The organism is Streptomyces sp. NPDC079020 (genome assembly GCF_044542225.1).
GTDB lineage: Bacteria > Actinomycetota > Actinomycetes > Streptomycetales > Streptomycetaceae > Streptomyces.
The window spans coordinates 133221-159597 of sequence record NZ_JBITUB010000015.1; the positions used below are offsets into that span (position 1 = coordinate 133221).

General features: G+C 71.0%; 25 protein-coding genes and 1 pseudogene. 10 read left to right on the forward strand and 16 right to left on the reverse strand.

Translation table 11 applies throughout. The annotated features are described in order from the left end of the window. Positions 1–73: 73 nt before the first annotated feature. Both ACIGJO_RS27900 and ACIGJO_RS27905 read left to right on the forward strand, forming a co-directional pair. Positions 74–1306, forward strand: coding sequence for an SAV2148 family HEPN domain-containing protein (locus ACIGJO_RS27900; protein WP_266925031.1), 1233 nt, complete (start codon positions 74–76; stop codon positions 1304–1306). Positions 1307–1466: 160 nt separating this feature from the next. Further along, complete coding sequence (locus tag ACIGJO_RS27905) at positions 1467–2219, forward strand: 3'-5' exonuclease (protein ID WP_399962671.1); 753 nt, start codon at positions 1467–1469, stop codon at positions 2217–2219. A 92-nt stretch (positions 2220–2311) separates the two neighbouring features. On the opposite strand, the gene ACIGJO_RS27910 is transcribed toward ACIGJO_RS27905, so the two are convergent. After that, the gene (locus ACIGJO_RS27910) at positions 2312–3178 is read right to left on the reverse strand and encodes a phosphotransferase (RefSeq protein ID WP_399962813.1); all 867 of its coding nucleotides are present in this window, start codon (positions 3176–3178) and stop codon (positions 2312–2314) included. 105 nt (positions 3179–3283) lie between these two features. Here ACIGJO_RS27910 and ACIGJO_RS27915 point away from each other — a divergent pair, with 105 nt between their 5' ends. The 7 genes from ACIGJO_RS27915 to ACIGJO_RS27945 all read left to right on the forward strand — a co-directional run bounded on the left by ACIGJO_RS27915 (position 3284) and on the right by ACIGJO_RS27945 (position 10495). Continuing rightward, positions 3284–4270 (forward strand): carbohydrate ABC transporter permease, encoded by a 987-nt coding sequence (locus ACIGJO_RS27915; RefSeq protein WP_399962815.1) that lies wholly within the window; start codon positions 3284–3286, stop codon positions 4268–4270. Beyond that, entirely contained in the window at positions 4267–5106 is an 840-nt protein-coding gene (locus tag ACIGJO_RS27920; RefSeq protein WP_399962673.1) for a carbohydrate ABC transporter permease, read from the forward strand. The genes ACIGJO_RS27915 and ACIGJO_RS27920 overlap by 4 nt, the downstream gene beginning before the upstream one ends. Further along, positions 5106–6398 carry an ABC transporter substrate-binding protein gene (locus ACIGJO_RS27925; protein WP_399962675.1) on the forward strand — a complete coding sequence of 431 codons (1293 nt, stop codon included), beginning with the start codon at positions 5106–5108 and terminating at the stop codon, positions 6396–6398. The genes ACIGJO_RS27920 and ACIGJO_RS27925 overlap by 1 nt, the downstream gene beginning before the upstream one ends. Positions 6399–6465: 67 nt before the next feature. Next, positions 6466–7665 (forward strand): macrolide-inactivating glycosyltransferase, encoded by a 1200-nt coding sequence (mgt, locus tag ACIGJO_RS27930; protein ID WP_399962677.1) that lies wholly within the window; start codon positions 6466–6468, stop codon positions 7663–7665. Between the two features lie 566 nt (positions 7666–8231). Further along, positions 8232–9434 carry a S8 family serine peptidase gene (locus tag ACIGJO_RS27935; RefSeq protein ID WP_399962679.1) on the forward strand — a complete coding sequence of 401 codons (1203 nt, stop codon included), beginning with the start codon at positions 8232–8234 and terminating at the stop codon, positions 9432–9434. Positions 9435–9570: 136 nt separating this feature from the next. Next, positions 9571–10119, forward strand: coding sequence for a DUF1697 domain-containing protein (locus ACIGJO_RS27940; RefSeq protein ID WP_399962681.1), 549 nt, complete (start codon positions 9571–9573; stop codon positions 10117–10119). Further along, positions 10112–10495, forward strand: coding sequence for a DUF4440 domain-containing protein (locus ACIGJO_RS27945; RefSeq protein ID WP_399962683.1), 384 nt, complete (start codon positions 10112–10114; stop codon positions 10493–10495). Before ACIGJO_RS27940 ends, ACIGJO_RS27945 begins: the two co-directional genes overlap by 8 nt. A gap of 4 nt (positions 10496–10499) precedes the next feature. On the opposite strand, the pseudogene ACIGJO_RS27950 reads toward ACIGJO_RS27945, so the two are convergent. The 15 genes and pseudogenes from ACIGJO_RS27950 to ACIGJO_RS28020 all read right to left on the reverse strand — a co-directional run. Beyond that, a pseudogene (locus tag ACIGJO_RS27950) lies at positions 10500–10823 on the reverse strand (ABC transporter ATP-binding protein); the annotation flags it as partial. Positions 10824–11132: 309 nt separating this feature from the next. Beyond that, positions 11133–11894, reverse strand: a complete 762-nt coding sequence (locus ACIGJO_RS27955) for a sirohydrochlorin chelatase (RefSeq protein ID WP_399962685.1) — start codon at positions 11892–11894, stop codon at positions 11133–11135. A 42-nt stretch (positions 11895–11936) separates the two neighbouring features. Beyond that, positions 11937–12854: an ABC transporter permease gene (locus tag ACIGJO_RS27960; protein WP_399962687.1), complete on the reverse strand. Its 918-nt coding sequence runs from the start codon at positions 12852–12854 to the stop codon at positions 11937–11939. Continuing rightward, on the reverse strand, positions 12841–13632 hold the full coding sequence (locus ACIGJO_RS27965; protein ID WP_399962689.1) for an ABC transporter ATP-binding protein: 792 nt from the start codon (positions 13630–13632) through the stop codon (positions 12841–12843). Before ACIGJO_RS27965 ends, ACIGJO_RS27960 begins: the two co-directional genes overlap by 14 nt. 120 nt (positions 13633–13752) lie before the next feature. Then, a complete protein-coding gene (locus ACIGJO_RS27970) occupies positions 13753–14868 on the reverse strand; it encodes an aliphatic sulfonate ABC transporter substrate-binding protein (RefSeq protein ID WP_399962692.1) in 1116 nt (371 codons plus the stop codon). A gap of 288 nt (positions 14869–15156) precedes the next feature. Next, a complete protein-coding gene (locus tag ACIGJO_RS27975; protein ID WP_399962695.1) occupies positions 15157–16500 on the reverse strand; it encodes a sulfate adenylyltransferase subunit 1 in 1344 nt (447 codons plus the stop codon). 176 nt (positions 16501–16676) lie between these two features. Continuing rightward, entirely contained in the window at positions 16677–17612 is a 936-nt protein-coding gene (cysD, locus tag ACIGJO_RS27980) for a sulfate adenylyltransferase subunit CysD (protein ID WP_399962697.1), read from the reverse strand. Beyond that, positions 17609–18154: an adenylyl-sulfate kinase gene (gene cysC, locus ACIGJO_RS27985; RefSeq protein WP_399962699.1), complete on the reverse strand. Its 546-nt coding sequence runs from the start codon at positions 18152–18154 to the stop codon at positions 17609–17611. Before cysC ends, cysD begins: the two co-directional genes overlap by 4 nt. Before the next feature lie 23 nt (positions 18155–18177). Then, on the reverse strand, positions 18178–18894 hold the full coding sequence (locus tag ACIGJO_RS27990; protein ID WP_399962701.1) for a phosphoadenylyl-sulfate reductase: 717 nt from the start codon (positions 18892–18894) through the stop codon (positions 18178–18180). Continuing rightward, positions 18891–19070 (reverse strand): hypothetical protein, encoded by a 180-nt coding sequence (locus ACIGJO_RS27995; protein ID WP_399962703.1) that lies wholly within the window; start codon positions 19068–19070, stop codon positions 18891–18893. Before ACIGJO_RS27995 ends, ACIGJO_RS27990 begins: the two co-directional genes overlap by 4 nt. Then, positions 19067–20764 (reverse strand): nitrite/sulfite reductase, encoded by a 1698-nt coding sequence (locus ACIGJO_RS28000; RefSeq protein ID WP_399962705.1) that lies wholly within the window; start codon positions 20762–20764, stop codon positions 19067–19069. The genes ACIGJO_RS27995 and ACIGJO_RS28000 overlap by 4 nt, the downstream gene beginning before the upstream one ends. 115 nt (positions 20765–20879) lie before the next feature. Further along, the gene (locus tag ACIGJO_RS28005; RefSeq protein WP_309500612.1) at positions 20880–20963 is read right to left on the reverse strand and encodes a putative leader peptide; all 84 of its coding nucleotides are present in this window, start codon (positions 20961–20963) and stop codon (positions 20880–20882) included. Positions 20964–21158: 195 nt separating this feature from the next. Further along, positions 21159–21755, reverse strand: coding sequence for a GNAT family N-acetyltransferase (locus ACIGJO_RS28010; protein WP_399962707.1), 597 nt, complete (start codon positions 21753–21755; stop codon positions 21159–21161). 92 nt (positions 21756–21847) lie between these two features. After that, positions 21848–23140, reverse strand: a complete 1293-nt coding sequence (locus ACIGJO_RS28015) for a GAF domain-containing protein (protein WP_399962709.1) — start codon at positions 23138–23140, stop codon at positions 21848–21850. A gap of 300 nt (positions 23141–23440) precedes the next feature. Continuing rightward, positions 23441–25078 carry an acyl-CoA dehydrogenase family protein gene (locus tag ACIGJO_RS28020; RefSeq protein WP_399962711.1) on the reverse strand — a complete coding sequence of 546 codons (1638 nt, stop codon included), beginning with the start codon at positions 25076–25078 and terminating at the stop codon, positions 23441–23443. Between the two features lie 17 nt (positions 25079–25095). Here ACIGJO_RS28020 and ACIGJO_RS28025 point away from each other — a divergent pair, with 17 nt between their 5' ends. Further along, positions 25096–26376: a YihY/virulence factor BrkB family protein gene (locus ACIGJO_RS28025; RefSeq protein ID WP_399962713.1), complete on the forward strand. Its 1281-nt coding sequence runs from the start codon at positions 25096–25098 to the stop codon at positions 26374–26376. Position 26377: the final 1 nt, after the last annotated feature.

Sequence of the window (26377 nt, forward strand, 5' to 3'; positions counted from 1 at the left end):
CGGCTGCACCGGCTCCCGCTCGCGGAGTACCCTTCCTTGATCGTTGGGTGGGGGAGTGGAAGGCGGTACGCGGGTGAGCTCGGGAGGGTTCGAGCTACCCCCAGGTGACGCAGGTCACGAGGGGGAGTCGACCGATGCCCCGCCCGGGGCGGTGTCCCTTGCGCAGCCCCTGGAGATCGGTGCCGAGCTCGACTGGGGAGCGGATGCCTGGACCGAGGTCCGCACCCGGGCCCAGCGGGCCGGACGGGCCTATATCTGGCTGAATCTCGTGGAACAGCGGCTGCGGGCCGTCGTCGCCGCGGTGCTGCGGCCCATCTACGAACCGGTGCACGGCGAGGACTGGGTGGTCGCCGCGGCCGGACCCGCGGGGCAGGAGTGGGTGCAGCGGGCCGTCGCCGTCCGCGAGGTCTCGCGCCGCAAGGGCTATCTGCTCGACCCGGCCGACGACAACGTCCTCAGCTTCCTCACCCTGCCGCAGCTGCGCGAGCTGATGGTCCAGCACTGGCCGTGTTTCGAGCCCTACTTCGACGACCGCCGGGATGTCGAGCTGGCCCTGGACGAGCTGGAGGTGGCGCGCAATGTGGTCTCCCGCAACCGCGCGCTGAACGAGGCGGTCCTGGCCCAGGCGGAGCGGGCCTCCGCACGGCTCCTCGAAATCCTCGGCAGCGGGGCCGCGGTCCCGTCCGCGGACCGGCTGCCCGTCGACGCCGTCGAGGAACTGGTCGGCGACCGGTACGCCGACGTGGTCTCGGTCCACCCCGACCGGGTGCGGCTCCAGCGCCAGCTGCCCGCCGAGGACCTCTTCGGCGGTGCGCGGCGCCTGGACGCCGTCGGGATAGGGCTCAACCTGCTCGTGCAGAACTTCTCCGGCCGGCGGCTGGTGCGGCTGGCCGAATCGGGCTGCCGGGTCCGGCTGCTGTTCATCAACCCGGCCAGCAGCGCGGTCAAGCGCCGCGAGCGGGAACTGGGCCTCAAGAAGGGCGAGCTGAGCCGCTCGGTGGAGATGAACATTCTGCACATGCGCCGGGTGCGCTCCAAGCTCCGCGACCCGGGCGCCTTCCAGATCCAGGTCTTCGACGAGACCCCGCGCTTCACCGCCTACCTGGTGGACGGCGACGGACCGGACGCCGTGGGTGTCGTACAGACGTACCTGCGGCGGGCCCGCGGTATGGAGGCGCCCGTGCTGGTCCTGCGCGGCGGCGGACGTTCGGTGGTCAGGGTGGGGCAGGACAGCGAGCACGGACTGTTCGAGACGTACCGGGAGGAGTTCGAGTCCGTGTGGACGGACTCGCGGCCCGTCTCCTGATGAGCAGGCCAATCCCCTGACGGGCTTGACGGGCTCGAAGGCTGGACGTGCTCGGCCGGTGGCCTGACGGTCCTGCGGTGTGCGGGCCGGTGCGGGCTTGTCAGTGGTGCGTGGGAGGGTGTTCATCACCTGGGGGAGAGCACCACGAAGGAGGTACGGGATGAGCTGGCACCGTGAGCCGCTGGTCGGCTTCGACCTGGAGACGACGGGTACGGAACCACTGGAGGCCCGGATCGTGACCGCCGCGGTCGTCGCGGTCGAGGGCCGCGAGGACGAGCCGGTCCGACGGCGGTCCTGGCTGGCGGATCCGGGCATCCGGATTCCCGCGCAGGCCTCCGCGATCCACGGCATCAGCAGCGAGCGGGCGGCGGCGGAGGGCCGCCCGGTGCGCGAGGTGGCGGACGAGATCGCCGAGAGCCTGGTGGCCTACTGGCGCGAGGGGGTGCCGGTCGTCGCGTACAACGCGTCGTTCGATCTGACCCTGCTGACGGCGGAGTTGCGGCGGCACGGGCTGCCTTCGCTCAGCGACCGGCTGGGCGGCGGCGGAATCGGTCCGGTCATCGACCCGTACACGATCGACCGCGCCGTCGACCGCTACCGCAAGGGCAAGCGCACCCTCGAAGCGGTCTGCGTCGAGTACGGGGTGGTGCACGGCGGCGCGCACGATGCGGGGGCGGACGCGCTGGCCGCGGTGCGCGTGGCGTACGCCATAGCCGAGCGGCACGGCTCGGTGGCCGCGCTCACCCCGGCCGAACTGCACGAGCGCCAGATCGAGTGGTACGCGCGCTGGGCGGCCGATTTCGAGAAGTTCCTCCGCCGGAAGGGCAGTGCCGACGCGGTGATCGACGGCCACTGGCCCCTGCGGGAACCGGCGGCGACGCTGTCCGGGATATCGGCCCCGTCCGAAGGCTGAGGGCGGCACTTCCGCCGCCGATCAGCCGGTCGGCCGGTCACCCGGTCAGCCCGTCCCGGTCCGGAGGCCTTTCGGTCCGCCGGTCGTCCGCTTCAGAAGGGATACCAGCGCACCTCGGCGTCACCGTCCCGCAACGACGCCACCCGCCGCCGGAACTCCGCCAGTGCCTTCGGGTTGGCCGGCGCGTGCTGGGAGACCCAGGCGCAGCTGGCCGTTTCCCGTGCCCCGCGCAGCACCGCGCAGCCGTCCCACTCCCGCACGTCCCATCCGTACGCCGCGGTGAAGGCGTCGTACGCCGCGGCGGGCAGGCCGTAGCGGTCCCGGGAGAGGGCGAGCACGACCAGGTCGTGTTCCCGCAGATCGAAGGAGAACGTCTCCAGGTCGACCAGCACGGGGCCGTCCGGGCCGACATGGACGTTACGGGGGAGGGCGTCGCCATGGATCGGACCGGGCGGAAGGTGCGGGGTCAGCGCGGCCGCGGCCGCCGCGAAGCCGTCGCGGCGCTCGCGCAGATAGTCGGCGTCGGCCGGATCGATCGTGTCGCCCGCGAGCCGCAGCCAGCGCTCGACGCCGCCGAGCAGTTCGCGGCGCGGCAGGGTGAAGTCCGCCGGGGCGGGCAGCGCGTGGACGAGGGAGAGCAGGGGCGCGAGATCCTGCGGCTCGGCAGGGCGTACGGCCTCGGGGAGCCGGTGCCACAGGGTCACCGGGTGGCCCTCGGCCAGGCGTGCCCCGGGTTCGGCCGACCGTACGGCGGGGACCCCGGACGCGGCGAGCCACCGCGCGACGGCCACCTCGCGCTCGGCCCGGTCCCGTAGCTCCGGGTGGAGCGTGGCGTCCCGGCCGACCTTGATCACCAGGTCGCCGTCGGCGAACACCGCGTTCTCGCCCAGCGCGAGCAGCTGCGCCCCGTCGGAAAGCCCGGCAGCGGTAAGCACCTCGCGTGCCCGCATCTCGTTCATGGCTCCGATTTTCGCATCCGCGCAGGCCGCCTTGACGAACGGACGGTCCGTCAGCACGATGACGGGGGCCGACCGGGCGGCCATACCGGGATGAACTCCATCCAAATGAGCGAAGAGGTCGAATTCGTGACATTGCCGACCGCGACCAAGCGGTCCGGCCCGTCCGGCGCACGTGGTCCGCGTGGCGGACGGGCCGGAGGGGGAACCGGGGCCGGACGGGCTGCCCGGGACCGGGCCACCTGGTTCCTGGTGCTGCCCGCGCTCATCCCGATCCTGATCCTCAGTGTCGGGCCGCTGCTCTACGGCATCATGCTGGCCTTCACCGACGCGCAGTCGGGGCGTACCCGCTCCACACAGTGGATCGGCGCTCTCAATTTCCAGGACCTGCTCCACGACACCCTGTTCTGGGACTCGTTCCGGATCGGTCTGCTGTGGGCGGTCGGCGTCACCGTTCCCCAGTTCTTCCTGGCGCTGGGCCTGGCCCTGCTGCTCAACCAGAAGCTGCGCCTGCGCTGGCTGGCGAGGGCGCTGGCGATCATTCCCTGGGCGATGCCCGAAGTGGTCGTCGGCATCATGTGGCGCCTCGTCTACAACCCCGACGCGGGCATTCTCAACGAGACCGTCCGCGATCTGGGGCTCGGCGACGGGCGGGACTGGCTGACCGGACCGGCCACCGCGCTGCCCGCCGTGATCCTGGTCGGCATCTGGGCGGGCATGCCGCAGACCACGGTCGCCCTGCTGGCCGGACTCCAGAACACCCCGCACGAACTCCACGAGGCCGCGGCCCTCGACGGGGCGGGCGCCTGGCGCCGGTTCCGTACGGTCACCTGGCCCGCCCTGAAGCCGGTCGCCCTGTCCATCACCGCTCTCAACTTCATCTGGAACTTCAACTCCTTCGCCCTGGTCTACGTCCTGACCAGCGGCGGACCCGGTGGCCGCACCAGGCTGCCGATGCTCTTCGCCTACGAAGAGGCATTCCGCTACGGCCAGTTCGGCTACGCCGCCGCGATGGGCTGCGTGATGGTCGCGGTGATCTCCGTGATCCTCGCCTGCTACCTGGCCGGCCGCCTCCGGGGAGGCGAGGACGCGTGAGTCTCCGTACCAGCAGGCCCGCACGCGCCGGGCAGTACGCCGCGCTCCTGGCGTATCTGATCTTCCTGGCCTTCCCGTTCCTGTGGCTGATCTCCACCGCCTTCAAGCCCGCCCGCGAACTGGGCTCGCTGCACCCGACCTGGATCCCCCGGGACCCGACCCTGGACAACTTCCGGCAGGCCTTCGAGGAACAGCCGCTGCTCCAGGCGGCGGCCAACTCGCTGATCGCCGCCGTCTGCGCCGCGCTGATCGCTGTCGTCATCGCGACCCCCACGGCCTATGTGATGGCCCGCCACCGGGGCAGGGTCTCGACGGCGGCGACCGGCTGGGTGGTGGTGAGCCAGGCGTTCCCCTTCGTCCTGGTGATCATTCCGCTGTTCCTGATCCTCAAGAACCTGCATCTGATCAACACCCTGTGGGGGCTGATCATGGTGTACGTCGTCTGGTCGCTGCCGTTCGCACTGTGGATGCTGGCCGGATATGTGAGAGCCGTGCCGCCGGAGCTCGAAGAGGCCGCCTCGGTCGACGGGGCGGGCCGGGTACGGATACTCGTCTCGGTCGTCGCCCCGCTGCTGGCCCCCGGAATCGTCGCCACCGCCCTCTTCGCGTTCATCACCGCGTGGAACGAGTTCTTCTTCGCGCTCGTCCTGCTCAAGACACCGGAGAAACAGACCTTGCCGGTCGTACTCACGCACTTCCTCGGCGCGGAGGGCGTCGCCGACCTCGGTCCGCTCGCCGCCGCCGCCTTCCTCGCCACCCTTCCCTCCCTCGTCCTCTTCGCGGTCATCCAGAAGCGGATCACGGGCGGCATGACGGCCGGGGCGGTGAAGAGCTGATGGGCGCCTTCTCGCGGGCGGCGGCCGTCGCCACCGCTCTGACCCTGCTCCTCGCCGGCTGTTCCGGCGGCGGGGACGGGAGCGGCGCGGACGGCACGATCAGGCTGCGCTTCCAGTCGCTGGCCTGGCAGAAGGAGTCCGTCGACGCCAACAGGCAACTGGTGAAGGAGTGGAACGCGGCCCATCCCGGCATCCAGGTGGACTATGTCCAGGGCAGCTGGGACAACGTCCACGACCAACTGCTCACCTCCTTCGAGGGCGACGAGGCGCCGGACATCATCCATGACGCCTCCGACGACCTCGCCGACTTCGCGTACGGGGGCTATCTCGCCGATCTGCGCACCCTGCTGCCCGCGCGGCTGGCGAAGGACATCCCGGAGCAGTCCTGGCGGACCACCACCTTCGACGGCGGTGTCTACGGTGTCCCGTTCCTCCAGGAACCCAAGGTCCTGATCGCCAACACCAGGATCCTCAAGGCGTCCGGGGTCCGCGTCCCGACCCCCACCAGCCCCTGGAGCTGGGAGGAGTTCCGGCGGATCACCGAGAAGCTGACCGGGAAGGGCACGTACGGCGTCGCCTGGCCGCTGAAGGAACCGGTCTCCGTCACCCTCAACCTCAGCCTGTCGGCCGGCGGACGGTTCTTCCACCACGACGCTGACGGCAAGGTGGTCATCCGCTTCGACGAGGGCGAGCGGGTGGTTCCCCGGACCATCCATGACCAGGTCAACACCGACCGCAGCGCCGCCCGGACGGCGCTCGGCATGGGTGGTTCCGACACCCTGCCCGGCTTCTTCGGCGGCAGGTACGCCATGGTGCCGCTGGGGTTCTCCTACCGTCAGCAGGTCGTCGAGCAGGCGCCCGAGGGCTTCGAGTGGACGGTGCTGCCCGCCCCGGCGGGAAGCGCCGGAGCCACCCAGGGCGTGAGCCCGCAGACGCTCTCGGTCGCGGAGGGCAGCCCGCACAAGAAGGAAGCGGTGCGGTTCATCGACTTCCTGCTCCAGCCGCGCAACATGGTGCGGCTGGCCAGGGGCGACTGGATGCTCCCCACCGGCACCGAGGCCCTGGCCGACCCCGCCCTGCACACCGCCGAGAACGGCTGGGCGACCGGCACCGCGCTCGCCCGGGGGCTGCGTCCGGCGCCCGCGCAGTCCGTACGCGGCTACCCCGAGTGGAAGGACAAGGTGGCGACCCCCGCGCTCCAGGAGTACTACAGCGGGGCGATCGGCATCGACGAGCTGGAGCAACGCCTGGTCGAGGACGGAAATCGGGTCCTGGCCCGCTACCAGCGCTGAGCGGAGGGGACCGGCCCCACGGGAATATGCTTGCACGATACGTATCGTCTCGTCTAGGTTGAGCGGCATGACGGAATCTCCGCGTGCCCATATCGCCATGTTCTCCATCGCCGCCCACGGGCACGTGAACCCGAGCCTGGAAGTCATCCGGGAGCTCGTCGCCCGTGGGTACCGCGTCAGTTACGCCATCCCGGCCTCCTTCGCCGAGAAGGTCGCCACGACCGGAGCCGAGCCGGTGATCTACCGGTCGGTCCTCCCCACGGAGGAGGACCACGAGGCCTGGGGCACGGAATGGATCGACAACATCGAGCCCTTCCTCAACGACGCGGTCCAGGCGCTCCCGCAACTGGCCGAGGCCTTCGCGGGTGATGAGCCCGACCTCGTCCTGCACGACATCACCTCCTATCCGGCCCGCGTTCTCGCGCATCGCTGGGGCGTGCCCGCGCTCTCCCTCTGGCCCAACCTCGTGCCCTGGGAGGGATACGAGGAAGAGGTCGCCGCGCCCGTGACCGCCGAGCTCAGGCAGAGCGAGCGGGGCCGGGAGTACTACGCGAGATTCGCGGCCTGGCTCACCGCGAACGGCCTCGGCGATCTCTCCGCAGACGACTTCGTGGCCCGTCCGCGCCGCGCGCTCGTCCTGATCCCCGAGGTGCTCCAGCCGAACGCCGACCGGGTGAACCACGAGGTGTACACCTTCGTCGGCGCCTGTCAGGGCGAGCGGGCCGACCAGGGGGAGTGGAAGCGTCCGGCGGACGCCGGGAAGGTGCTGCTGGTCTCGCTCGGCTCCGCGAACACCAATCACCCCGCCTTCTACCGGGAGTGCGTCAAGGCGTTCGGTGATCTGCCCGGCTGGCATGTGGTGCTGCAGATCGGTGCGTTCGTCGACCCGTCCGAGCTCGGCGAGGTACCCGCCAATGTGGAGGTGCACTCCTGGGTGCCGCAGCTGTCCGTGCTGAAGCAGGCGGACGCCTTCATCACCCACGCGGGCGCGGGCGGCAGTCAGGAGGGGCTGGCCACCGGTACGCCGATGGTCGCGCTCCCGCTGGGCGTCGACCAGTTCGGGAACGCCGACATGCTCCAGGGGCTCGGCGTGGCACGCCGGCTCTCGATGGAGGAGGCCGACGCGCCGGCCCTGCGCGCCGCCGTACTCGGCCTGGTGGACGACCCGGAGGTGGCGGCGAGGTCCTCCGAGGTCCGCCGGCGGATGGCGGCGGAGGGCGGGACGCTTCGCGCGGCGGATCTCATCGAGGCCGAACTGGCCTCCTGAGCCGCCCCATCGGTGTCCCCGCCCGGGGGCGCCGGTAGGGCCGCGGTACCGGAAACCGGAGCTGTCACAGGTCGTGGCGGCTCCGGTTTCCGTATCTTCACGTGTCTCCTCGTGACTTCACACAGCTGCGCGTCTCATTCACCTGCCGTCATTCACCTTCATGGCGTGCGCGGGGACCTTCGCGGATTCACCGGGGTCTTCACCCGTCCACGGGGAGTGTTCCGCCGATTTCGGGGCCGCGTGCGCGGTGGGCCCTCAGGGGCGAAATCAAGCCAACTCGACTCGCCCGGCCGTGTGCCGGACGGGAGTTGTCCAGGTGCCGGCTGTGCGGCGTTGTGGCCGGTGATGGCGGTGCGAGAGGGCTGTGGGGCGGATTCGTCTGCGCGCGCCGCCCGTTGGGGCCCGGTGTGGCTGATTTCTTATTAAGAAACCTTGTTGTGTAAGTCACAGCCACGGGAAGGCCTTGATCTGCGCGCGTCAATCGGTCAGGGTTTCGAGCCAGCCCCCGGAGATCTTCCGGCCGAGGGCCAATCCCCCCACAAAGAATGACGAGGAGATCCCTCTTCATGACCACTCAGCAGCGCACCCGCCGGTTCAAGCTCACCGCCGCGATAACCGCCGTGGCGGCAGCGGCCGGAGTCACCCTTCTCAACACCACGCTCGCCGGAGCCGCGCCGGCTCCCGCGATGGGCACGGTCTACGGCGCGGACGCGGCGACCGCCGTGTCCGGCAGCTACATCGTGATGCTGGACCAGAAGGCGGACAAGGCGGAGCTCGCCAAGGAGTACGGCGGCAAGCTCAAGCGGAACTACTCCTCCGCCATCAACGGCTTCTCCGCCAGCGGCCTCACGCTGACCGAGGCCAAGCGGCTCGCGGCCGACCCGGCCGTCTCCAAGGTGGTGCAGAACAAGAAGTTCCACATCGACGCCACCCAGGACAACCCGCCGTCGTGGGGCCTGGACCGGATCGACCAGACCGAGACCGCGGGCGACGACGCGTACAACTACCCGGACGCGGCGGGCGAGGGTGTCACCGCGTACGTCATCGACACCGGTGTCCGTGTCACCCACAGCGACTTCGAGGGCCGGGCCACCTCGGGCTTCGACGCCGTGGACAACGACGACGACGCGGACGACGGCAACGGACACGGCACCCATGTGGCCGGGACCATCGCCGGTTCCTCGTACGGCGTCGCCAAGAAGGCCAACATCGTGGCCGTCCGCGTCCTGGACGACTCCGGCTCGGGCACCACCGAGCAGGTCGTCGCCGGCATCGACTGGGTCACCGAGAACCACGAGGGCCCGTCCGTCGCCAACATGAGCCTCGGCGGCGGCGCCGACGAGGCCCTCGACGCGGCCGTCCAGAAGGCCATCGCCTCCGGCGTCACCTTCGCGGTGGCCGCGGGCAACGACTCCAGCGACGCCGGCGAGGGCTCGCCCTCCCGCGTCCCCGAGGCCATCACCGTCGCCTCGTCCACGGTGGACGACGAGCAGTCGTCGTTCTCCAACTACGGCTCCGTCGTGGACATCTACGCCCCGGGCTCGGACATCACGTCCGCCTGGAACGACAGCGACGACGGCTCGAACACCATCTCCGGTACGTCCATGGCGACCCCGCACGTCGTCGGTGCCGCAGCCGTCTACCTGGGCGGACACCAGGACGCCACCCCGGAGGAGGTCGCGACGGCGCTCACCGAGGGAGCCACCCCGGACGCCATCACCAACGCGACCGAGGGCACGGCGAACCTGCTGCTCAAGGTCGTCGAGTAGTCACCGGCCCGATCGGATGCCGGGCGGCGGCGCTCACCCGCCACCGCCCGGCATCCGTGTGTCCCACGGCCGCCGCGCCCTCCCCCACGGGGCGCGGCGGCTGCACAGCTCGGAAAGATCGTCCTATGGTGTGCCCATGACCATGAAGTACGCGGCGCTGCTGCGCGGGATCAACGTGAGCGGCCACAAGCGGGTCCCGATGGCGGAACTGCGCACCGTGCTGGGGGAGCTGGGCCACCAGGACATCGCCACCTATCTGCAGAGCGGCAACGCCGTCTTCAGCAGTGACAGCGACGACGAGGACGCACTCGCCGCGGCTCTGGAGAAGGCCGTCGAGCAGCGGTTCGGCTTCCACGTCAGCTGTCTGGTCCGCAACGGCCCCTATCTCGCGGCCGTCGCCGACGCCTGCCCGTTCCCGGCCGCCGAACTGGAGGGCAAGCAGGTGCACGTCACCTACTTCGGGCAGCCGGTGGACGCCGCACGCTTCGCCTCTCTGGACGCGGACTCCTTCCTCCCCGAGAAGTTCGGGCTCGGGGACCGCGCGCTCTACCTGTACGCTCCCGACGGGCTCGGCCGCTCCAAGCTGGCCGCCGCCCTGTCGAGGCCCGCGCTCAACAAGGGCCTCACCGCCACCAGCCGTAACTGGAACACCGTTGCAAAACTCGTGGAGATGACACGTGTCTGAGCCGTCGCCCGCCGTGGCCGCCGCCATCGAAGGCGAGCTTCGCCTCCTGGACCCGCTGGTGCGGGCCTCCGAGGATCTCCTCGCCACGCTGCTGCACCCGGAGTTCCGGGAGATCGGCACCAGCGGACGCCTCTGGAGCCGGGAAACGATCATCGCCTCGCTGACCGCGGACGACGCCCCGAACCCCGGGCCGCTGACCGCCTCGCGGATGCGGGGAGTCCAGCTCTGCGAAGACCTGGTGCACCTCACCTTCGATACGGAGTCCAAGGGGCTGCGCTCCCACCGCAGTTCGCTGTGGCGCAGGGAGGAGTCGGGCTGGCGGCTCTACTTCCACCAGGCCACCCCGTTCATCGACGATCCGTTCGCCGAGGTTTGAGCCCTCAGCCGCGGGCGCGCCACCGGGCCCGTGCCGTCCACCGGCCGTCCGTGCGCTCGATCCGCACCGGATGCCCGAAGCAGTCGCTGACCCGGTCCGTGGTGAGCACCCTGTCGGCGGGCCCGGAGGCGGCACACCGCCCGCCGCGCAGCAGCATCGCGTGAGTGGTGGAGGCGGGCAGCTCCTCCCGATGATGGGTGACCAGCACGGTCGCGAGCTCCGGGTGCTCCTCGCGCAAGGCGTCCAGGCTGTCCAGCAACTGCTCACGGGCGGCGAGGTCGAGCCCGGTCGCCGGCTCGTCGAGGAGCAGCAGCCGGGGCTGCGGCAGCCGTACGGGGCGGTCCGCCCCCGGGTGGCACCGGGCCGTTCGGCGGTGAGGGTGGCCGAACCGGTGGCACGATCCTACCGGCCGCCTCGGTCCTGCTCCGGCCGGGCTCCGGCTGCTTCGGGCCTGCACCCGTCTGCACCCGCCTGCACCGGTCGCTTCTGGCTTGCACCGGCCGGGCTCCGGTTGCCTCAGGCCCGCACTCGCCCGCACCCGCCGCTTCGGGCCTGCACCCGTCTGCACCGGCCGGGCTCCGGTCGTCTCCGGCCCGCGCCCGTCTGTACCGGTCGCCTCCGGTGGCCCCCGCCCGCCTCAGGCCGTCAGCGACGCACGGGCCATGAGCCGTGCCTCGTCGTACCGGGTCAGCAGCAGTCGTGCCAACTCCGGTGCCGCGCCCAGCACATCGGCCAGCACATCGGCCCCGGCCGCCCCGGCACCCGCCGCGATCCGGTCCGGCAGCCGTCCGGGTGCGATGACGTACGGGGCGACCGCCACCCGGCGTACGCCCTCGGCCCGCAGCGCCCGCACCGCGTCCTCGGTGCGGGGGCGGTCCGGGGAAAGGGCGGAGGCGAACGCAGGCCGCACGGCGCACCAACCGGTGTGCCGCAGCTCCCGCGCGATTTCAGCGATCACTGCGCTCGCCTCCGGGTCTGTGGAGCCCGCCGAGGCCAGGACGAGCCCGGTCGAACTCTTGTCGCCGGGTGAGATCCCGGCCTCGTGCAGCCGCCGGTCCAGCGCCGCGTTGAGCAGGGGCGACGGGCCGAGGACCTCGGCCTGACGGATGTCCAGCCCCGGCAGCCGGGTCCGGGCCTCGCGCAGGACCGCGGGAATGTCGGTCTTGGCGTGGAAGGCCCGGGTGAGCAGCAGGGGGAGGGCGACGATCTCGCCCGCCCCCTCCGCGGCCAGGCGTTCCAGCAGCCTGGGCACGGACGGTGCGTGGAAATCCAGGAAGCCCGTCTCCACCCGTGTCCCGGGCCGCAGCGCCCGTACCCGCGCGGTGAGCGCGTGCACGGTCGCGGCGTGCCGCGGGTCGCGGCTGCCGTGGGCGATCACCAGGAGGACAGGGGTGGACATCGGCGTACTCGTTCTCTCGGTTCTCCGGTCTTCGCGTTCCTGTCAGCTTCTGACGAGGAGCCCTCGGCTGCGCAGCACCCAACGCTCCAGCGGGCTGAAGATCAGCAGGTCGATCGCGATGCCGACGAAGAGGATCAGAAGGATGGAGAGGAAGATCCCCGGCATGTCGAAGTTGTTGCGGCCGTTCTCCATCAACTGCCCCAGGCCGAGCCCGAGATCGGGGGACGAGGCGATGATCTCGGCGGCCATCAGTGAACGCCAGGAGAACGCCCAGCCCTGCTTCAGCCCCGCCAGATAGCCCGGGAGCGAGGCCGGCAGCACGATGTGCCAGGTCCCGCGCAGCCCGGTCGCGCCGAGCGTGCGGCCCGCCCGCAGGAACAGCGGCGGTACCTGGTCGACCCCGGAGACCAGACCGTTGGCGATCGACGGGACGGCACCCAGCAGGATCACCGCGTACATCATCCTGTCGTTCAGCCCGAGCCAGATGACGGCCGGGGCCACCCACGCCACCGAGGGCAGCGACTGGAGACCGGACAGGATCGGGCCGATGCCGGCCCGGACCAGTTTTACCCGTGCGACCAGCAGACCCAGCGGCGTACCGATGGCCACCGCCAGCAGGAAGCCGAGCAGGCCGCGCGACACACTGGTCCAGACGACCTCCAGCAGCGTCCCCTTCAACCACATGTCGACCGCGCTGTCCCACACCGCGGACGGCGGCGGCAGCTTGTAGTCCTCGGTGACCTGGGCCCGGACCAGCAGCTGCCAGATCACCAGGACCAGGGCGACCGCGACCACGGGCGGCAGGACCTTGCGCAGCAGGATCTCGCGCACCGGGGTCCGGCGCACCTGGACGGCGTCCAGCGCGTCGAGTCCGGCCTCCAGACCGGCCAGGTCGTCGGGGTTCGGGCCGGCCGGTCCGTCCTTCCGGACCCGGTCGGACGTGATGTCAGTGCTGGCCATGTCGGCGGATCTCCCCACGCAGTTGTTCGGTGATCTCGACGGACAGCTCCGCCACCGCCTTGTCCTCGATCCGGCGCGGCTGCTCGATGCCCACCGTCCACTCCCGGGCGATCCGGCCCGGCCGCGACGACAGCAGGACGACGCGCTGGGCGAGCCGTACCGCCTCGCGCACGTTGTGGGTGACGAAGAGGACCGAGGCGTTCGTCTCGTGCCAGATCCGGGTCAGCTCGTCGTGCAGCACATCGCGGGTGATGGCGTCGAGAGCGGCGAACGGCTCGTCCATCAGCAGCAGCCGGCTGTCCTGGGCGAGCGCGCGGGCCATCGCCACCCGCTGACGCATGCCGCCCGAGAGTTCGTGCACCCGCTTGCCGTACGCCCCGCCGAGCCGTACGAGTTCGAGCAGCCGTTCCGCCTCGGTCCGGCGGTCCGGCTTGGGCACCCCGCGCAGCCGCAGGGCCAGTTCGATGTTCCTGCCCGCGGTCAGCCACGGGAAGAGGGCGTGCTCCTGGAACATCAGGGCGGGCCGCCCGCCGGGGGTCTCGATGGACCCCGCGGTCGGGCGGTCGAGTCCGGCCACCAGGTTCAGCAGCGTCGACTTCCCGCACCCGGAGGCTCCCAGGAGGGTGACGAATTCGCCGGGAGCGACATCGAGCGTGATGTCGTCCAGGACGAGCTGCTGCCCCGTGGGTCCGGCGAAGGACTTCGAGACATGCGTGAGACGAGCGGCGTGCTCGACCGTCGCGCGGTCCTCGGCCTTGGTGAGGGTGGTGGTCGCCATGGTCGTCACCTCCTGGGAATCCTGGAATCCTGAATACGGGCGATCGGTCGGACAGCCGTGGCGGACGGCCGTCGCACCGGACCGCGGCCGGCCGTCGGACCGACCGCGGGCGGCGGCGGGCTACTCGACGCCGAGACCGGCGTCGTCGACCGCGGGCTCGCCCTCGGCCTTGAGGATCTTGTTCAGCGGCCCCAGGTTGTAGATGCCCTTGAGGTCCGGCTCCTCCAGCAGGCCCGCCTTCACCGCGTGTGCCGCCTGCGCGTCGAGCGTCGCCGCCAGCGGGTCGTTGATGATCTGGATGGACTTCCACGCCGGGTCGAGGATCTCCGGGGCCAGCGGCTTGCCGTTCAGCGCCTCCAGCGCCTTGTTGGCGGACGCCTTGGCGAGATCCGGGTTGGCGTTGATCCACTTGTTGGTGTTCACCGAGCCGCGCAGCACCGCCTCGACGACATCGGGGTGCTCGGAGAGGAACTTCTGGGACACGATGATGTTCGTGATCACGAACTTGTCGTCCGGCCACAGCGTCGACTCGTCGAGCAGCACCTTCGCACCGTCGGAGACCAGCTTGGACGCGGTCGGCTCCGGAACCCAGGCACCGTCCAACGAACCGGACTTGTAGGCGTCCGGCGTCACCTTGTTGTCCGAGCGGACCACGGAGACATCGCCCTTGCCGCTCTGGGCGTCGACCTTCCAGCCCTTCTCGGAGATCCAGTTGAGGAACGCCACGTCCTGCGTGTTGCCGAGCTGCGGGGTGGCGATCCTCTTGCCCTTGAGGTCGTCCAGGGTCTTGATCTTCTTCGGGTTCACGACCAGCTTCACCCCGCCGGAGGCCGACCCGCCGATGATCCGCAGGCCCTTGCCCTTCGACTTGACGTAGCCGTTGATCGAGGGGGAGGGGCCGATGAAGCCGATGTCGATCGATCCCGCGTTGAGCGCCTCGATCTCGGACGGGCCCGCGTTGAACGTCGAGGGCACGACCTTCGTACCGCCGAGCTCCTTCTGGATGGTGCCTTCCTGGATACCGACCAGGGCGGTCGCGTGCGTGAGGTTCGGGAAGTAGCCGATCTTCACGGTGTCCGCGGAGAGCTTCTTGCCGTCGGCGGAGACGTTCGCCTTCCCGGCGTCGTCGTCCTTCGCCTCGGATCCGTAGCCGCAGGCGGTCAGTGCCACGGCCAGCAGCGGCAGGGCGACAGCGGCGGCGAGGCTGCGGGAGACGGTGGTACGTGGGGCAGGCACGGGAGGCTTTCCTCTCGTCGGCCCGGTGCTCACGTCCCTCGGAAGTCCGGGGACACGGCCGGGCGGTCGGCAGGTCTTCGTCCGAACCGGCTGTTCGGGGCGGACGGGTGGCGCTGGATGTGCCGGCGACGCGTGCTGCGCCGGCGGTGCGGTGGGTACGGGCGGGCGCGCAGGCAGTGCGCGTACGTCATCACGCACATCGCCCGACCCCGCCCTGGCCGCTGCCGAGGGCGCCGCTGCCGACGCGGCCGCCCTCCTTCGCGAAGGTGGAGAAGACGTCGATTCCCATCAGAAGTCCCATTCCGCGTCGTCGTCCGCGGGGTCCTCACCGGCACCGGGCAGCGCGGCCTCGGCGAACGAGGCGCCCGCCATACCGGCCGAGAGGGTGGTGCCGTCCGCCGGGTCGATCAGCAGGAACGAACCGGTGCGCCGGGAGTCCGCGTACGCGTCGAGCGCGAGCGGCTCGGCGGTGCGTACGACGACCCGGCCTATGTCGTTGGCGACCAGCCGGCCCGGGGACGGGTGCTGGGAGAGGTCGTCCAGGGTCAGCCGGGACGGGATGTCCTTGACGATCGCCTTGACCGTACGGGTGGTGTGCTTGAGCAGCACCCGCTGGCCGACCGAGAGCGGCTGGTCGGCCACATGGCAGACGGTCGCCCCGACGTCCTGGGTGACGGCGGGTGCGTCGTCGGTGGGCGCGAGCAGGTCGCCGCGCGAGACGTCGATGTCGTCGGCCAGCCGGACGGTCACCGACTGGGGGGCCCAGGCGATGTCCACGCTCTCGCCGAGCGCGTCGATCCCGGCGATCGTCGTCGTGCGTCCGGACGGCAGTACGGTGACGCTCTCGCCGACCCGGAAGACCCCGGCGGCGATCTGGCCCGCGTACCCCCGGTAGTCGGGGTGCTCGGCGGTCTGCGGCCGGATGACGTACTGCACCGGGAAGCGGGCGTGGCAGCCGGTGAGGTCATGGCTGACCGGCACTGTCTCCAGGTGCTCCAGCACGGTCGGGCCGCCGTACCAGTCCATGTTGGCCGACGGCTCCACCACGTTGTCCCCGGCCAGCGCGGAGATCGGGATCGCGGTGATCTCCGGGACGCCGAGCGAGGCGGCGTACGCGGTGAACTCCTCGGCGATGGCGGCGAACACCGGCTCCGCGTACGCGACGAGGTCCATCTTGTTCACGGCGAGCACCACGTGCGGGACGCGCAGCAGCGCGGCGACGGCGGCGTGCCGGCGGGTCTGCTCGACCACGCCGTTGCGCGCGTCGACCAGGACGACGGCCAGCTCCGCGGTGGACGCGCCCGTCACCATGTTGCGGGTGTACTGCACATGTCCCGGGGTGTCGGCGAGGATGAACCGGCGCCGGGCGGTGGCGAAGTAGCGGTAGGCGACATCGATGGTGATGCCCTGCTCGCGCTCGGCCCGCAGCCCGTCGGTCAGCAGCGCGAGGTCGGGCGCCTCCTGGCCGCGGCCCAGCGAAGCCTGGGTGACGGCCTCCAGCTGATCGGTGAGGACCGACTTGGAGTCGTGCAGAAGCCGCCCCACGAGGGTGGACTTGCCGTCGTCGACGGACCCGGCGGTGGCGAACCGCAGCAGGGTGGTGGCCGACAACTGCTCGGTGGTGCTGGTCATTGCGGGCCTCTCGTGAGGATCGGGCCGGATCGGGGAGCGGGGTCTGGTGCCGTGCGCCGCGGGGCGGGGAAAGGACCGGCGCCCGGCGCCGGTGACCGAGGAGTGGCGGTGACCGACGGCGGCGCGGCGTGTGCGGTACGGGCGGGCGCGCCCGCAGCGGTCCGCACGGGAGACCCTCAGAAGTAGCCCTCGCGCTTGCGGTCTTCCATCGCGGCCTCGGACATCTTGTCGTCGGCACGGGTCGCGCCCCGCTCGGTGAGCCGGGAGGCGGCGATCTCGGTGATGACCGAGTCCAGGGTGGTGGCGTCGGAGTCGACGGCCCCGGTGCAGGACATGTCGCCGACCGTGCGGTAGCGCACCTGGCGGATCTCGGTCCGCTCGTGCTCCTTGGGGCCGCCCCACCCGCCGGCGGTCAGCCACATGCCGTTGCGGTTGAAGACCTCGCGCTCATGGGCGAAGTAGATCTCCGGGAGCTCGATGGACTCGCGCTCGATGTACTGCCAGACGTCCAGCTCGGTCCAGTTGGAGATCGGGAAGACGCGGACGTGCTCACCGGCGGCGTGCCGGCCGTTGTACAGCTGCCACAGCTCCGGCCGCTGGCGGCGCGGGTCCCACTGGGAGAACTCGTCGCGCAGCGAGAAGACCCGCTCCTTGGCGCGCGCCTTCTCCTCGTCGCGCCGCCCGCCGCCGAACACCGCGTCGAAGCGGTGCCGCTGGATCGCCTCGGTCAGCGGCACGGTCTGGAGCGGGTTACGGGTGCCGTCGGGCCGCTCGCGGAGCTTTCCGGCGTCGATGTACTCCTGTACGGAGGCCACGTACAGCCGCAGCCCGTACTTCTCGACCGTACGGTCGCGGTACTCCAGGACCTCGGGGAAGTTGTGCCCGGTGTCCACGTGGAGCAGCGTGAACGGCACCGGTGCGGGCGCGAACGCCTTGAGCGCCAGATGCAGCATCAGGATCGAGTCCTTGCCACCGGAGAACAGGATCACCGGCCGCTCGAACTCCCCCGCCACCTCGCGGAAGATGTGCACCGCCTCCGACTCCAGGGAGTCCAGGTGGCTGAGCGCGTACGGATTGACGGTGCCCTCGGGCACGGTGGTGACGGTGCTCACGCCAGACCCCTCTCGGTGAGCAGCGCGTGCAGCGCCGCCGCGGATTCCTGCACGGTCTGCTGGTGCGACTCGATCCGCAGGTCGGGAGAGCCGGGCGCCTCGTAGGGGTCGTCCACCCCGGTGAGGCCGCTGATCTCGCCCGCCGCCTGCTTGGCGTAGAGCCCCTTCACGTCGCGAACGGAGCACACCTCCACGGGCGTCGCCACGTGCACCTCCAGGTAGGTGGTGGACTCGGCGGCGTGCCGCTCGCGGACGGCTTCCCGGCTGTCCGCGAAGGGCGCGATGACCGGCACCAGCACCTTCACGCCGTTGGCCGCGAGCAGTTCGGCGACGAAGCCGATCCGCGCCACGTTGGTGTGCCGGTCCTCGCGGGAGAAGCCGAGCCCCGCGGAGAGGAACTCCCGGATCTCGTCCCCGTCGAGCACCTCGACCCGGTGGCCCTCGCTCTTGAGGCGGCCCGCCAGTTCGTAGGCGATGGTGGTCTTGCCCGCGCTCGGCAGACCGGTCAGCCAGATGGTGGCTCCCGTCTCCGTCACGCTCATCGAAGTCTCCTGATTAGTCGTCATCACCCGTGCAGCCCGCACTCGGTCTTGCCCCGCCCGGCCCAGCGGCCGGCGCGGGCGTCCTCGCCCTCCAGCACCCGGCGGGTGCAGGGCGCGCAGCCGACGGAGGCGTAGCCGTCCATCAGCAGCGGGTTGGTGAGCACGCCGTGCTCCGCCACATAGCTGTCCACGTCGTCCTGGGTCCAGCGGGCGATCGGCGAGACCTTGACCTTGCGGCGTTTCTCGTCCCAGCCGACGACCGGGGTGCCGGCCCGGGTGGGGGACTCGTCGCGGCGCAGCCCGGTCGCCCAGGCGGTGTAGGCCGTCAGGCCGTCCTGAAGGGGGGCGACCTTCCGCAGGGCGCAGCACAGGTCCGGGTTCCGGTCGTGCAGCTTCGGCCCGTGCTCCGCGTCCTGCTCGGCGACGCTGCGGCGCGGGGTCAGCGTGATGACACGGACGTCCATCACCGCGTCCACCGCGTCCCGGGTGCCGATGGTCTCGGGGAAGTGGTAGCCGGTGTCGAGGAACACCACGTCCACGCCGGGCAGGACCCGGGAGGCGAGGTGCGCGACGACGGCGTCCTCCATGGAGGAGGTGACACAGAACCGCGGGCCGAAGGTGTCGGTGGCCCATTTCAGGATGTCGAGCGCGGAGGCGTCCTCCAGCTCACGGCCCGCCCGCCCGGCCAGCTCCCGGAGTTGGCCGTCGGTGAGCCGGGAGATCGGCAGAGTGTCCGTCATATCCCGTCCCCTTCCCCCTCGTTGCGCTGGAGGCCCCGGGTCAGCAGGCCCAGGAACTTGAGCTGGAACGCGCGATTGCAGGAGGCGCATTCCCAGGCGCCGTGCCCGGTCTCGTGCGGGCGCAGGTCCTCGTCACCGCAGTAGGGGCAGTAGAACGGCGCGGCTCGCTCGCTCATGACAGCGACTCCGCACTGGCCCGCGCCGCCCAGGTCGCGAAGCGCTCGCCGTCCTCGCGCTCCTCCTGGAAGCGGCCGAGCACCCGCTCGACGTAGTCGGGCAGTTCGGCCGAAGTGACCTTCAGGCCGCGGACCTTGCGGCCGAAGCCGGCCTCCAGGCCGAGTGCGCCGCCGAGGTGCACCTGGTAGCCCTCGACCTGGTTGCCCGCGCTGTCGAGCATCAGCTGTCCCTTGAGACCGATGTCGGCCGTCTGGATACGGGCGCAGGCGTTGGGGCAGCCGTTGATGTTGATGGTGAGCGGCTCCTCGAACTCCGGCAGGCGGCGCTCCAGTTCGTCGATGAGCGAGGCGCCGCGCGCCTTCGTCTCGACGATGGCCAGCTTGCAGAACTCGATGCCGGTGCAGGCCATCGTGCCCCGCCGGAACGGGGACGGCTTCACCTGGAAGTCCAGCGCCTCCAGACCGGCGGACAGCGACTCGACCTGGTCCCGCTCCACATCAAGGATGATCATCTTCTGCTCGACGGTGGTGCGCAGCCGGTCCGAACCGTGGGCGGCGGCCAGGTCGGCGATCTTGGCCAGTGTGGAGCCGTCCACCCGGCCGACCCGCGGGGCGAACCCGACGTAGAAGCGGCCGTCCTGCTGCTCGTGCACACCGATGTGGTCACGCCAGCGGGAGCTGGGCTGCTCGGGCGCGGGTCCGTCGAGCAGCGGGCGCTTGAGGTACTCGTCCTCCAGTACCCGGCGGAACTTCTCCGGGCCCCAGTCGGCCATCAGGAACTTCAGCCGTGCCCGGGTGCGCAGCCGCCGGTAGCCGTAGTCGCGGAAGATGCCGACCACTCCGGCCCAGACGTCGGGCACCTCGCCGAGCGGCACCCAGGCGCCGAGGCGTTCGGCGAACCGGGGGTTGGTGGAGAGGCCGCCGCCGACCCAGACGTCGAAGCCCGGACCGTGTTCCGGGTGGTCGACACCGACGAAGGCGATGTCGTTGATCTCGTGCACCACGTCCTGCACGGGCGAGCCGGAGATCGCGGTCTTGAACTTGCGCGGCAGGTTGGAGAACTCTTTGCCGCCGATGTAGCGCTCGTGGATCTCGTCGACCGCGGGCGAGCCGTCGATGATCTCGTCGGCGGCGATGCCCGCCACCGGGGAGCCGATGATCACGCGGGGGCAGTCGCCGCAGGCCTCGGTGGTGGAGAGCCCGACGGCCTCCAGCTGCTGCCAGATCGCGGGGACGTCCTCGATGCGGATCCAGTGCAGCTGGATGTTCTGCCGGTCGGTGATGTCGGCGGTGCCGCGGGCGTACTCCTGCGAGATCTCACCGATGACGCGCAGCTGCGCGGTGGTCAGCCGGCCGCCGTCGATGCGGACGCGCATCATGAAGTAGCGGTCGTCCAGCTCCTCCGGCTCCAGGACGGCCGTCTTGCCGCCGTCGATGCCGGGCTTGCGCTGGGTGTACAGGCCCCACCAGCGCATACGTCCACGAAGGTCGTTCGGGTCGATCGAGTCGAAGCCGCGCTTGGAGTAGATCGTCTCAATACGTGTCCGCACATTGAGACTGTCGTCGTCCTTCTTGAACTGCTCGTTCCCGTTGAGCGGGGTGAAGTGACCCATCGCCCACTGGCCTTCGCCACGGTGACGTCCGGCCTTGCGGCGGGGCGTGGTGGTCGCAGGCTGTTCCGGGGTAGCGGCCATGACAATACGTCCTTCGGGACTGCGGGAGGGCGGCTCTGAACGGCACACTCGCGCTGAGGCGCGGCGGTGCGCGGGGAGTTGCAGAGGTAAGGGGATCGCGGCGGTGCTGGGACTCTCAGCCCGCCGGACAGATGGCGCTGGACATGCGGCCGAGGTCGACGTGGCGTCGACTCACCAAGGCAATTCCAGTTCCGGACATGGCGGAAGCGTGTCACGCGAATCTCGGGCCAGTCCACCACTATCCGGTATGTGGACGAGATGGTCCCGAAGGGCGAGACGCCGTGTCGCGCATCACTCCGGGGCGGGGTCCGCGCCGCCCCGGACGGGTGCGTCTGTGTGTGCCGTCGAGTGCCGTCGAGTGCCGTCGTGCGCTGCCGTACGCGGTCGTGCGCCGTCAGGAAGTGCGGGCGCCGGGCCACGGGCCGGGCGTTGCCACGTCCGGCTCCCGCTCGGTCCGCGTGTCGAAGAGCCGGAAGCCGCGCCGCAGGTAGTTGTCCATGGCGTGCGGGCCGTCCTTGGAGCAGGTGTGCAGCCACACCCGCTTCGTCTCCGTCCGCTCCGGCCAGCGCTCGGCCAGGTCCCAGGCGCGCGCCACCCCGTACGAGAGCAGGTGACCGCCTATGCGGCGCCCCCGGAACGCCGGGATCAGCCCGAAGTACATGATCTCGACCACGCCGTCGTCCTGCGGGTCGAGCTCGATGTAGCCGGCCGGGGTCCCGTTCTCGTACGCCACCCAGGTCTCGGCCCCGGGCCGGTCCAGGGCCTCCTGCCACTGCGCGTACGTCATCGCGAGCCGGTCGGTCCACTGGATGTCGCCGCCGACCGCGGTGTAGAGGAACCGGCTGAACTCGGGCAGCGGCACCGCCGACCGTACGATCCGCAGATCACCCTCCGGTGCGGCGGCGGGCCGCAGGTCGGCGGGTGAGGTCTGCTCCAGCGACCAGATGGTCACCTCGGTGGTGGGGCTGTCGGGATTCGCGGCATTGCTCATGGCCGCCAGAAAACCATGACCTGCCGTTCCGGCCCAAAGCGGGCCTCCCCCGGGGCGGCGGACGCCCGGCGGTGCGGCCCCTTCCGCCCGCCTCAGACCCGCCGCGCCGACCGCCGCGCCGCGGCCACCACCGGGGCCTTCGACTGCGGCAGCAGATCGCCCGGATGCTCCGGGTGGACCACCTCCACCTCGACGTCCTCGCCGAAGCGGTACGGGCGGTGCGCCAGCACCTCCGCCAGATGGCGCCGTATCCGGGAGATCTCGGCCCGCACCGTCACCGTCCGGGTCGGATCGCCGAAGATGTCCCGCGCCAGCTCCGAGGCGGTCCGCCCCTCCCGGTGCAGTGCCAGCGCGTACAGCAGCTCCGCGTGCCGGGGCGAGAGCCGCTGTGTCCAGGTGCCGACCGGGCTGACGACATGGATCGAGAGCCCCCGCGCCCGGCTCAGATCGAGCACCACCCGGCGCGGCGGCCCGTCCGACGAGCCGTCCGCGACCTGCACCAGCCAGCCGCCGGGCAGCGGCTCCATCCGGCACATGCCCAGCGACGGCAGCCACACCCGGCCCGGCTGCAGGGACTTGGGCAGGGGCAGCCGGTCCACCGGCGGCATCCCGGTGACCGCCGCCAGCCAGCCGTGGGTGTCCACCACCAGCGCCCGGCCGCCCAGCCGGCACAGGATCGGCGCAGCCACCGCGCGCAGCCGTTCTATCGCCATCAGATGCCGCGTCCGCACCTCGCCCTCGGCGAGCCTGGCGACGGAGCCGACCAGGGCGAGCGCCGTCGGATGGAAGGTGGACGCGGGACCGCTGATGTCGACGATCCCTATCAGCCGTCCGTCCCGCGGATCGCGTACCGGGGCCGCCGCACAGGTCCAGGAGTGCAGTGCGCGGATGAAGTGCTCGGCGGAGTGCACCTGGATGGGGGCGCGGGCGGCGAGCGCCGTGCCGATCGCGTTCGTACCGGTCGAGGCCTCCGCCCAGGCGGCACCCTCCTCCAGACAGATGTCCTCGGCCCGGCGCATCACGGCGGGATTGCCCTGGCGCCACAGCACCCGGCCCTCGACATCGGTGACGACCATGATCTGCTGCGCGTCGGCGATGGAGCCCAGCCCCTCGCGCAGCACCGGCATCACCTCGCCCAGCACCGTGCTACGGCGCCGGTGCTCGATCTCGTCCGCCTCCAGCAGATCGCTCCCGGGGGACTGTTCCGGGTCGATCCCGCTGCGCACCGCGCGGTCCCAGGAAGCGTCGATCTCCGCACGCGGGGCGACCGCGGCACGACCGCCCGTCAGCCTGGCCTCCCGCGCGCCGTGGAGCAGCCGGGTCGCCGCCCGGTCCGCCTCCCGCGCGGTGAGCCGCGCCACCCCGACAGGCCCTGTATCCCTCATGGGTTCCCCCCAGAAAAAGCCGACCCCAAAGGCTGTCCCGCAGCCCCTGGCGGGCGTACGACGACGAATTCCGGACAGCCTTCAGCCCCAAGGAACCCCATCCTGACGCCGCCGGGCCCCCTGTACCCCGCACTCCACACAATGGTTGCAACCCTTTGCAACTCTGGCGATGTGCCGCGGGCCCGTACGAGAGTGAACGGAACACCGTATGACGGGCCTGTTCCCGTCGCCGGTGTCGCAGAAGCATGGAGGGTGGTGCCGTGTCGGCGCAGCACCACCCTCCGTCGCTCCGCTACCGCCTCACCGGGCGACGGGCCGGGCCCGCGTCACCACGGAGGCCAGATCCAGACTGTGCGGCAGCGTCCCGAACGCCATGCCCCAGTCCCCGCCCAGCCGCGAGGCACAGAACGCGTCGGAGACCTCCGGCGGCGCCCAGCGCACCAGCAGCGACCCCTGGAGCACCAGCGCCATCCGCTCGACGATCCGCCGGGCCCGCGCCTCCACGGCCTCCAGATCGGCCAGCTCGGTCAGCAGGTCCTTGATCGCGGCGTCCAGCCGGTGATCGGCGCCGCGTGCCTTGCCGACCTCCTGGAGATACGCGTCCAGGGCCTGCGGCTCACGCTGGAGCGCCCGCAGCACATCGAGGGCCTGTACATTCCCCGAGCCCTCCCAGATCGAGTTGAGCGGCGCCTCGCGCAGCAGCCGCGGCATGCCCGACTCCTCCACGTACCCGTTGCCGCCCAGGCACTCCAGGGCCTCGCCCACCACCGCCGTGCAGCGCTTGGTCACCCAGTACTTGGCCGCGGGCACCGCGAGCCGCAGGAACGCCCGCTCCTCCTCCGTGTCCGTGTCGTACGCGGCCGCCAGCCGCAGGCCCAGGACCGTCGCCGCCTCCGATTCCAGGGCCAGATCGGCCAGGACGTTGCGCATCAGCGGCTTCTCGATCAGCAGCCCGCCGAACGCGCTGCGGTACGCGGTGTGATGGATCGCCTGCGCCACCGCCTGCCGCATCAGCGCGGCCGAACCGATCACACAGTCCAGCCGGGTGGCCGCCACCATCTCGATGATGGTGCGCACGCCGCGGCCCTCGTCGCCGACCCGGCGCGCCCAGGTCCCGTCGAACTCGATCTCGCCGGACGCATTGGACTTATTGCCCAGTTTGTCCTTGAGGCGCTGGATACCGAACACATTTCGGGTTCCGTCCGGCAGGACGCGCGGCACGAGGAAGCAGCTCAGCCCGCCCGGCGCCTGCGCCAGCACCAGGAAGCCGTCCGCCATCGGGGCCGAACAGAACCACTTGTGGCCGGTGAGTAGATACTCCCCGTCCCCCGGCAGCGGCTCGGCCCGCGTCGTGTTGGACCGCACGTCGGTGCCGCCCTGCTTCTCCGTCATGCCCATCCCGAAGAGCACCCCGGACTTCTGCGCGGCGGGCCGCAGCCCTTCCTCGTACACGTGCGAGGTCAGCCGCGGCTCCCACTCGGCGGCCAGCACCGGGTCGGTGCGCAGCGCGGGCACCGCCGCGTGCGTCATGGACAGCGGGCAGCCGTGCCCCGCCTCGGCCTGCGTCCACACCAGGAACCCGGCCGCGCGCCGGACATGACCGGCCGGCCGGCCCCAGGCATCGGTGAGCCCGGCCGAGACCGCGTGGCCCAGGAGCCGGTGCCAGGAGGGATGGAACTCCACTTCGTCGATACGGTGCCCGTAGCGGTCGTGGGTACGCAGTTTCGGCGGATTCTCATTCGCCTGCGCACCCCATTCCTGGGCCTGTGCGGAACCGGCGGACCGGCCGAGCGCTCCGAGTTCCTCCCGTGCCTCGGGAAGGACGCCGGGCGCGACATGCCGCTCCACGGCCTCGCTGAGGGCGCGGTCGGCGACGAAGACGTCATAGCCGACCAGCGGCGGAACCTGATTGGTCACTGTGTGAGTGGTGGCTGCCATGCCGATACGGTAAGGAGGTGCAGGCAGCAAATGAAACACCCGAGCGGCCACCGGGCCGGCTCCACCGGGCCCGAGCCCTCTACCGCAACGTATCCAAGCGGCAGATGGCCTGGCACTTGCTCAAGGACACCGTCAACTCGTGCATCGAGTACCGCATTCTCGGACTCGCGGCCGAGGCGGCGTTCTTCACCCTGCTCTCCCTGCCACCACTGCTGCTCGGTCTGATCGGACTGCTCGGCTACGTCGACGAGTGGACGGCCACCACCACGGTCGCCTCCATCGAGCGCAACATCCTCGGCGCCGCGCAGACCGTGCTGTCCGAACGGGGCGTCAACGACTTCGCCAAACCCCTCCTGGCGGACATCACGACCGGTGCCCGGCCCGATGTGATCTCCATCGGTTTCGCGATCGCCCTGTGGTCCGGCTCCCGCGCGGTGAACGTCTTCATCGACACCATCACCGTCATGTACGGGCTCGACGGCGAACGCGGCATCGTCAAGACCCGGCTGCTCGCCTTCCTGCTGTACATCGTCGCGCTGCTGCTGGGAGCGGTGGTGCTGCCGCTCCTGGTGGTCGGCCCGGACCGGGTGGTGGAGTTCGTCCCCTGGGGCACCGAGGTCATCGCCGTCCTGTACTGGCCGCTGGTCATCCTGCTGACGATCGCGTTCCTCACGACGCTGTACCACGTGTCCGTACCCGTGCGTTCGCCGTGGATAGAAGACGTACCGGGAGCGCTCGTCGCCCTCGGGATGTGGGTGGTCGGCAGCTTCCTGCTGAGGATCTATCTGACCAGCACGGTCGAAGGCCCCACCATCTACGGATCGTTGGCCGCGCCCATCGCGGTCCTGCTGTGGATAGGCATCTCGGCGTTCGCCGTGCTGGTGGGCGCCGCGGTCAACGCCGCCATCGACCGGGTGTGGCCCTCGCTCGCGACCGCGGCCGCCCGCGAGGCCAACGAGCTGGTACGGGCCGCGCAGGCCGCCGAGTTCGTCGCCCGTACCCGCTACACGGCCTGGGACGGCACGGGGGACGACGACGATGACGACGACGCGTACATGCCCTCGGAGTTCCCGGAGCGCTGGTCGCGCTTCCTGCCGCCGGACGACGTGAAGTCCCGGCTGCACGCGACCTGGGAGAAGGAACCCAAGGGCGCGAAGGAATCCAAGGACGGCAAGCACGGCAAGGACGGCCAGGACACCGAGGCCGCCCGCGACGCGCAGGACACCCCGCACGTATGGCACGCCCCGGACGCGGGGCGCACGGACACCGGCGAGAACCCGGGGCTCCGGGCCCCATGAG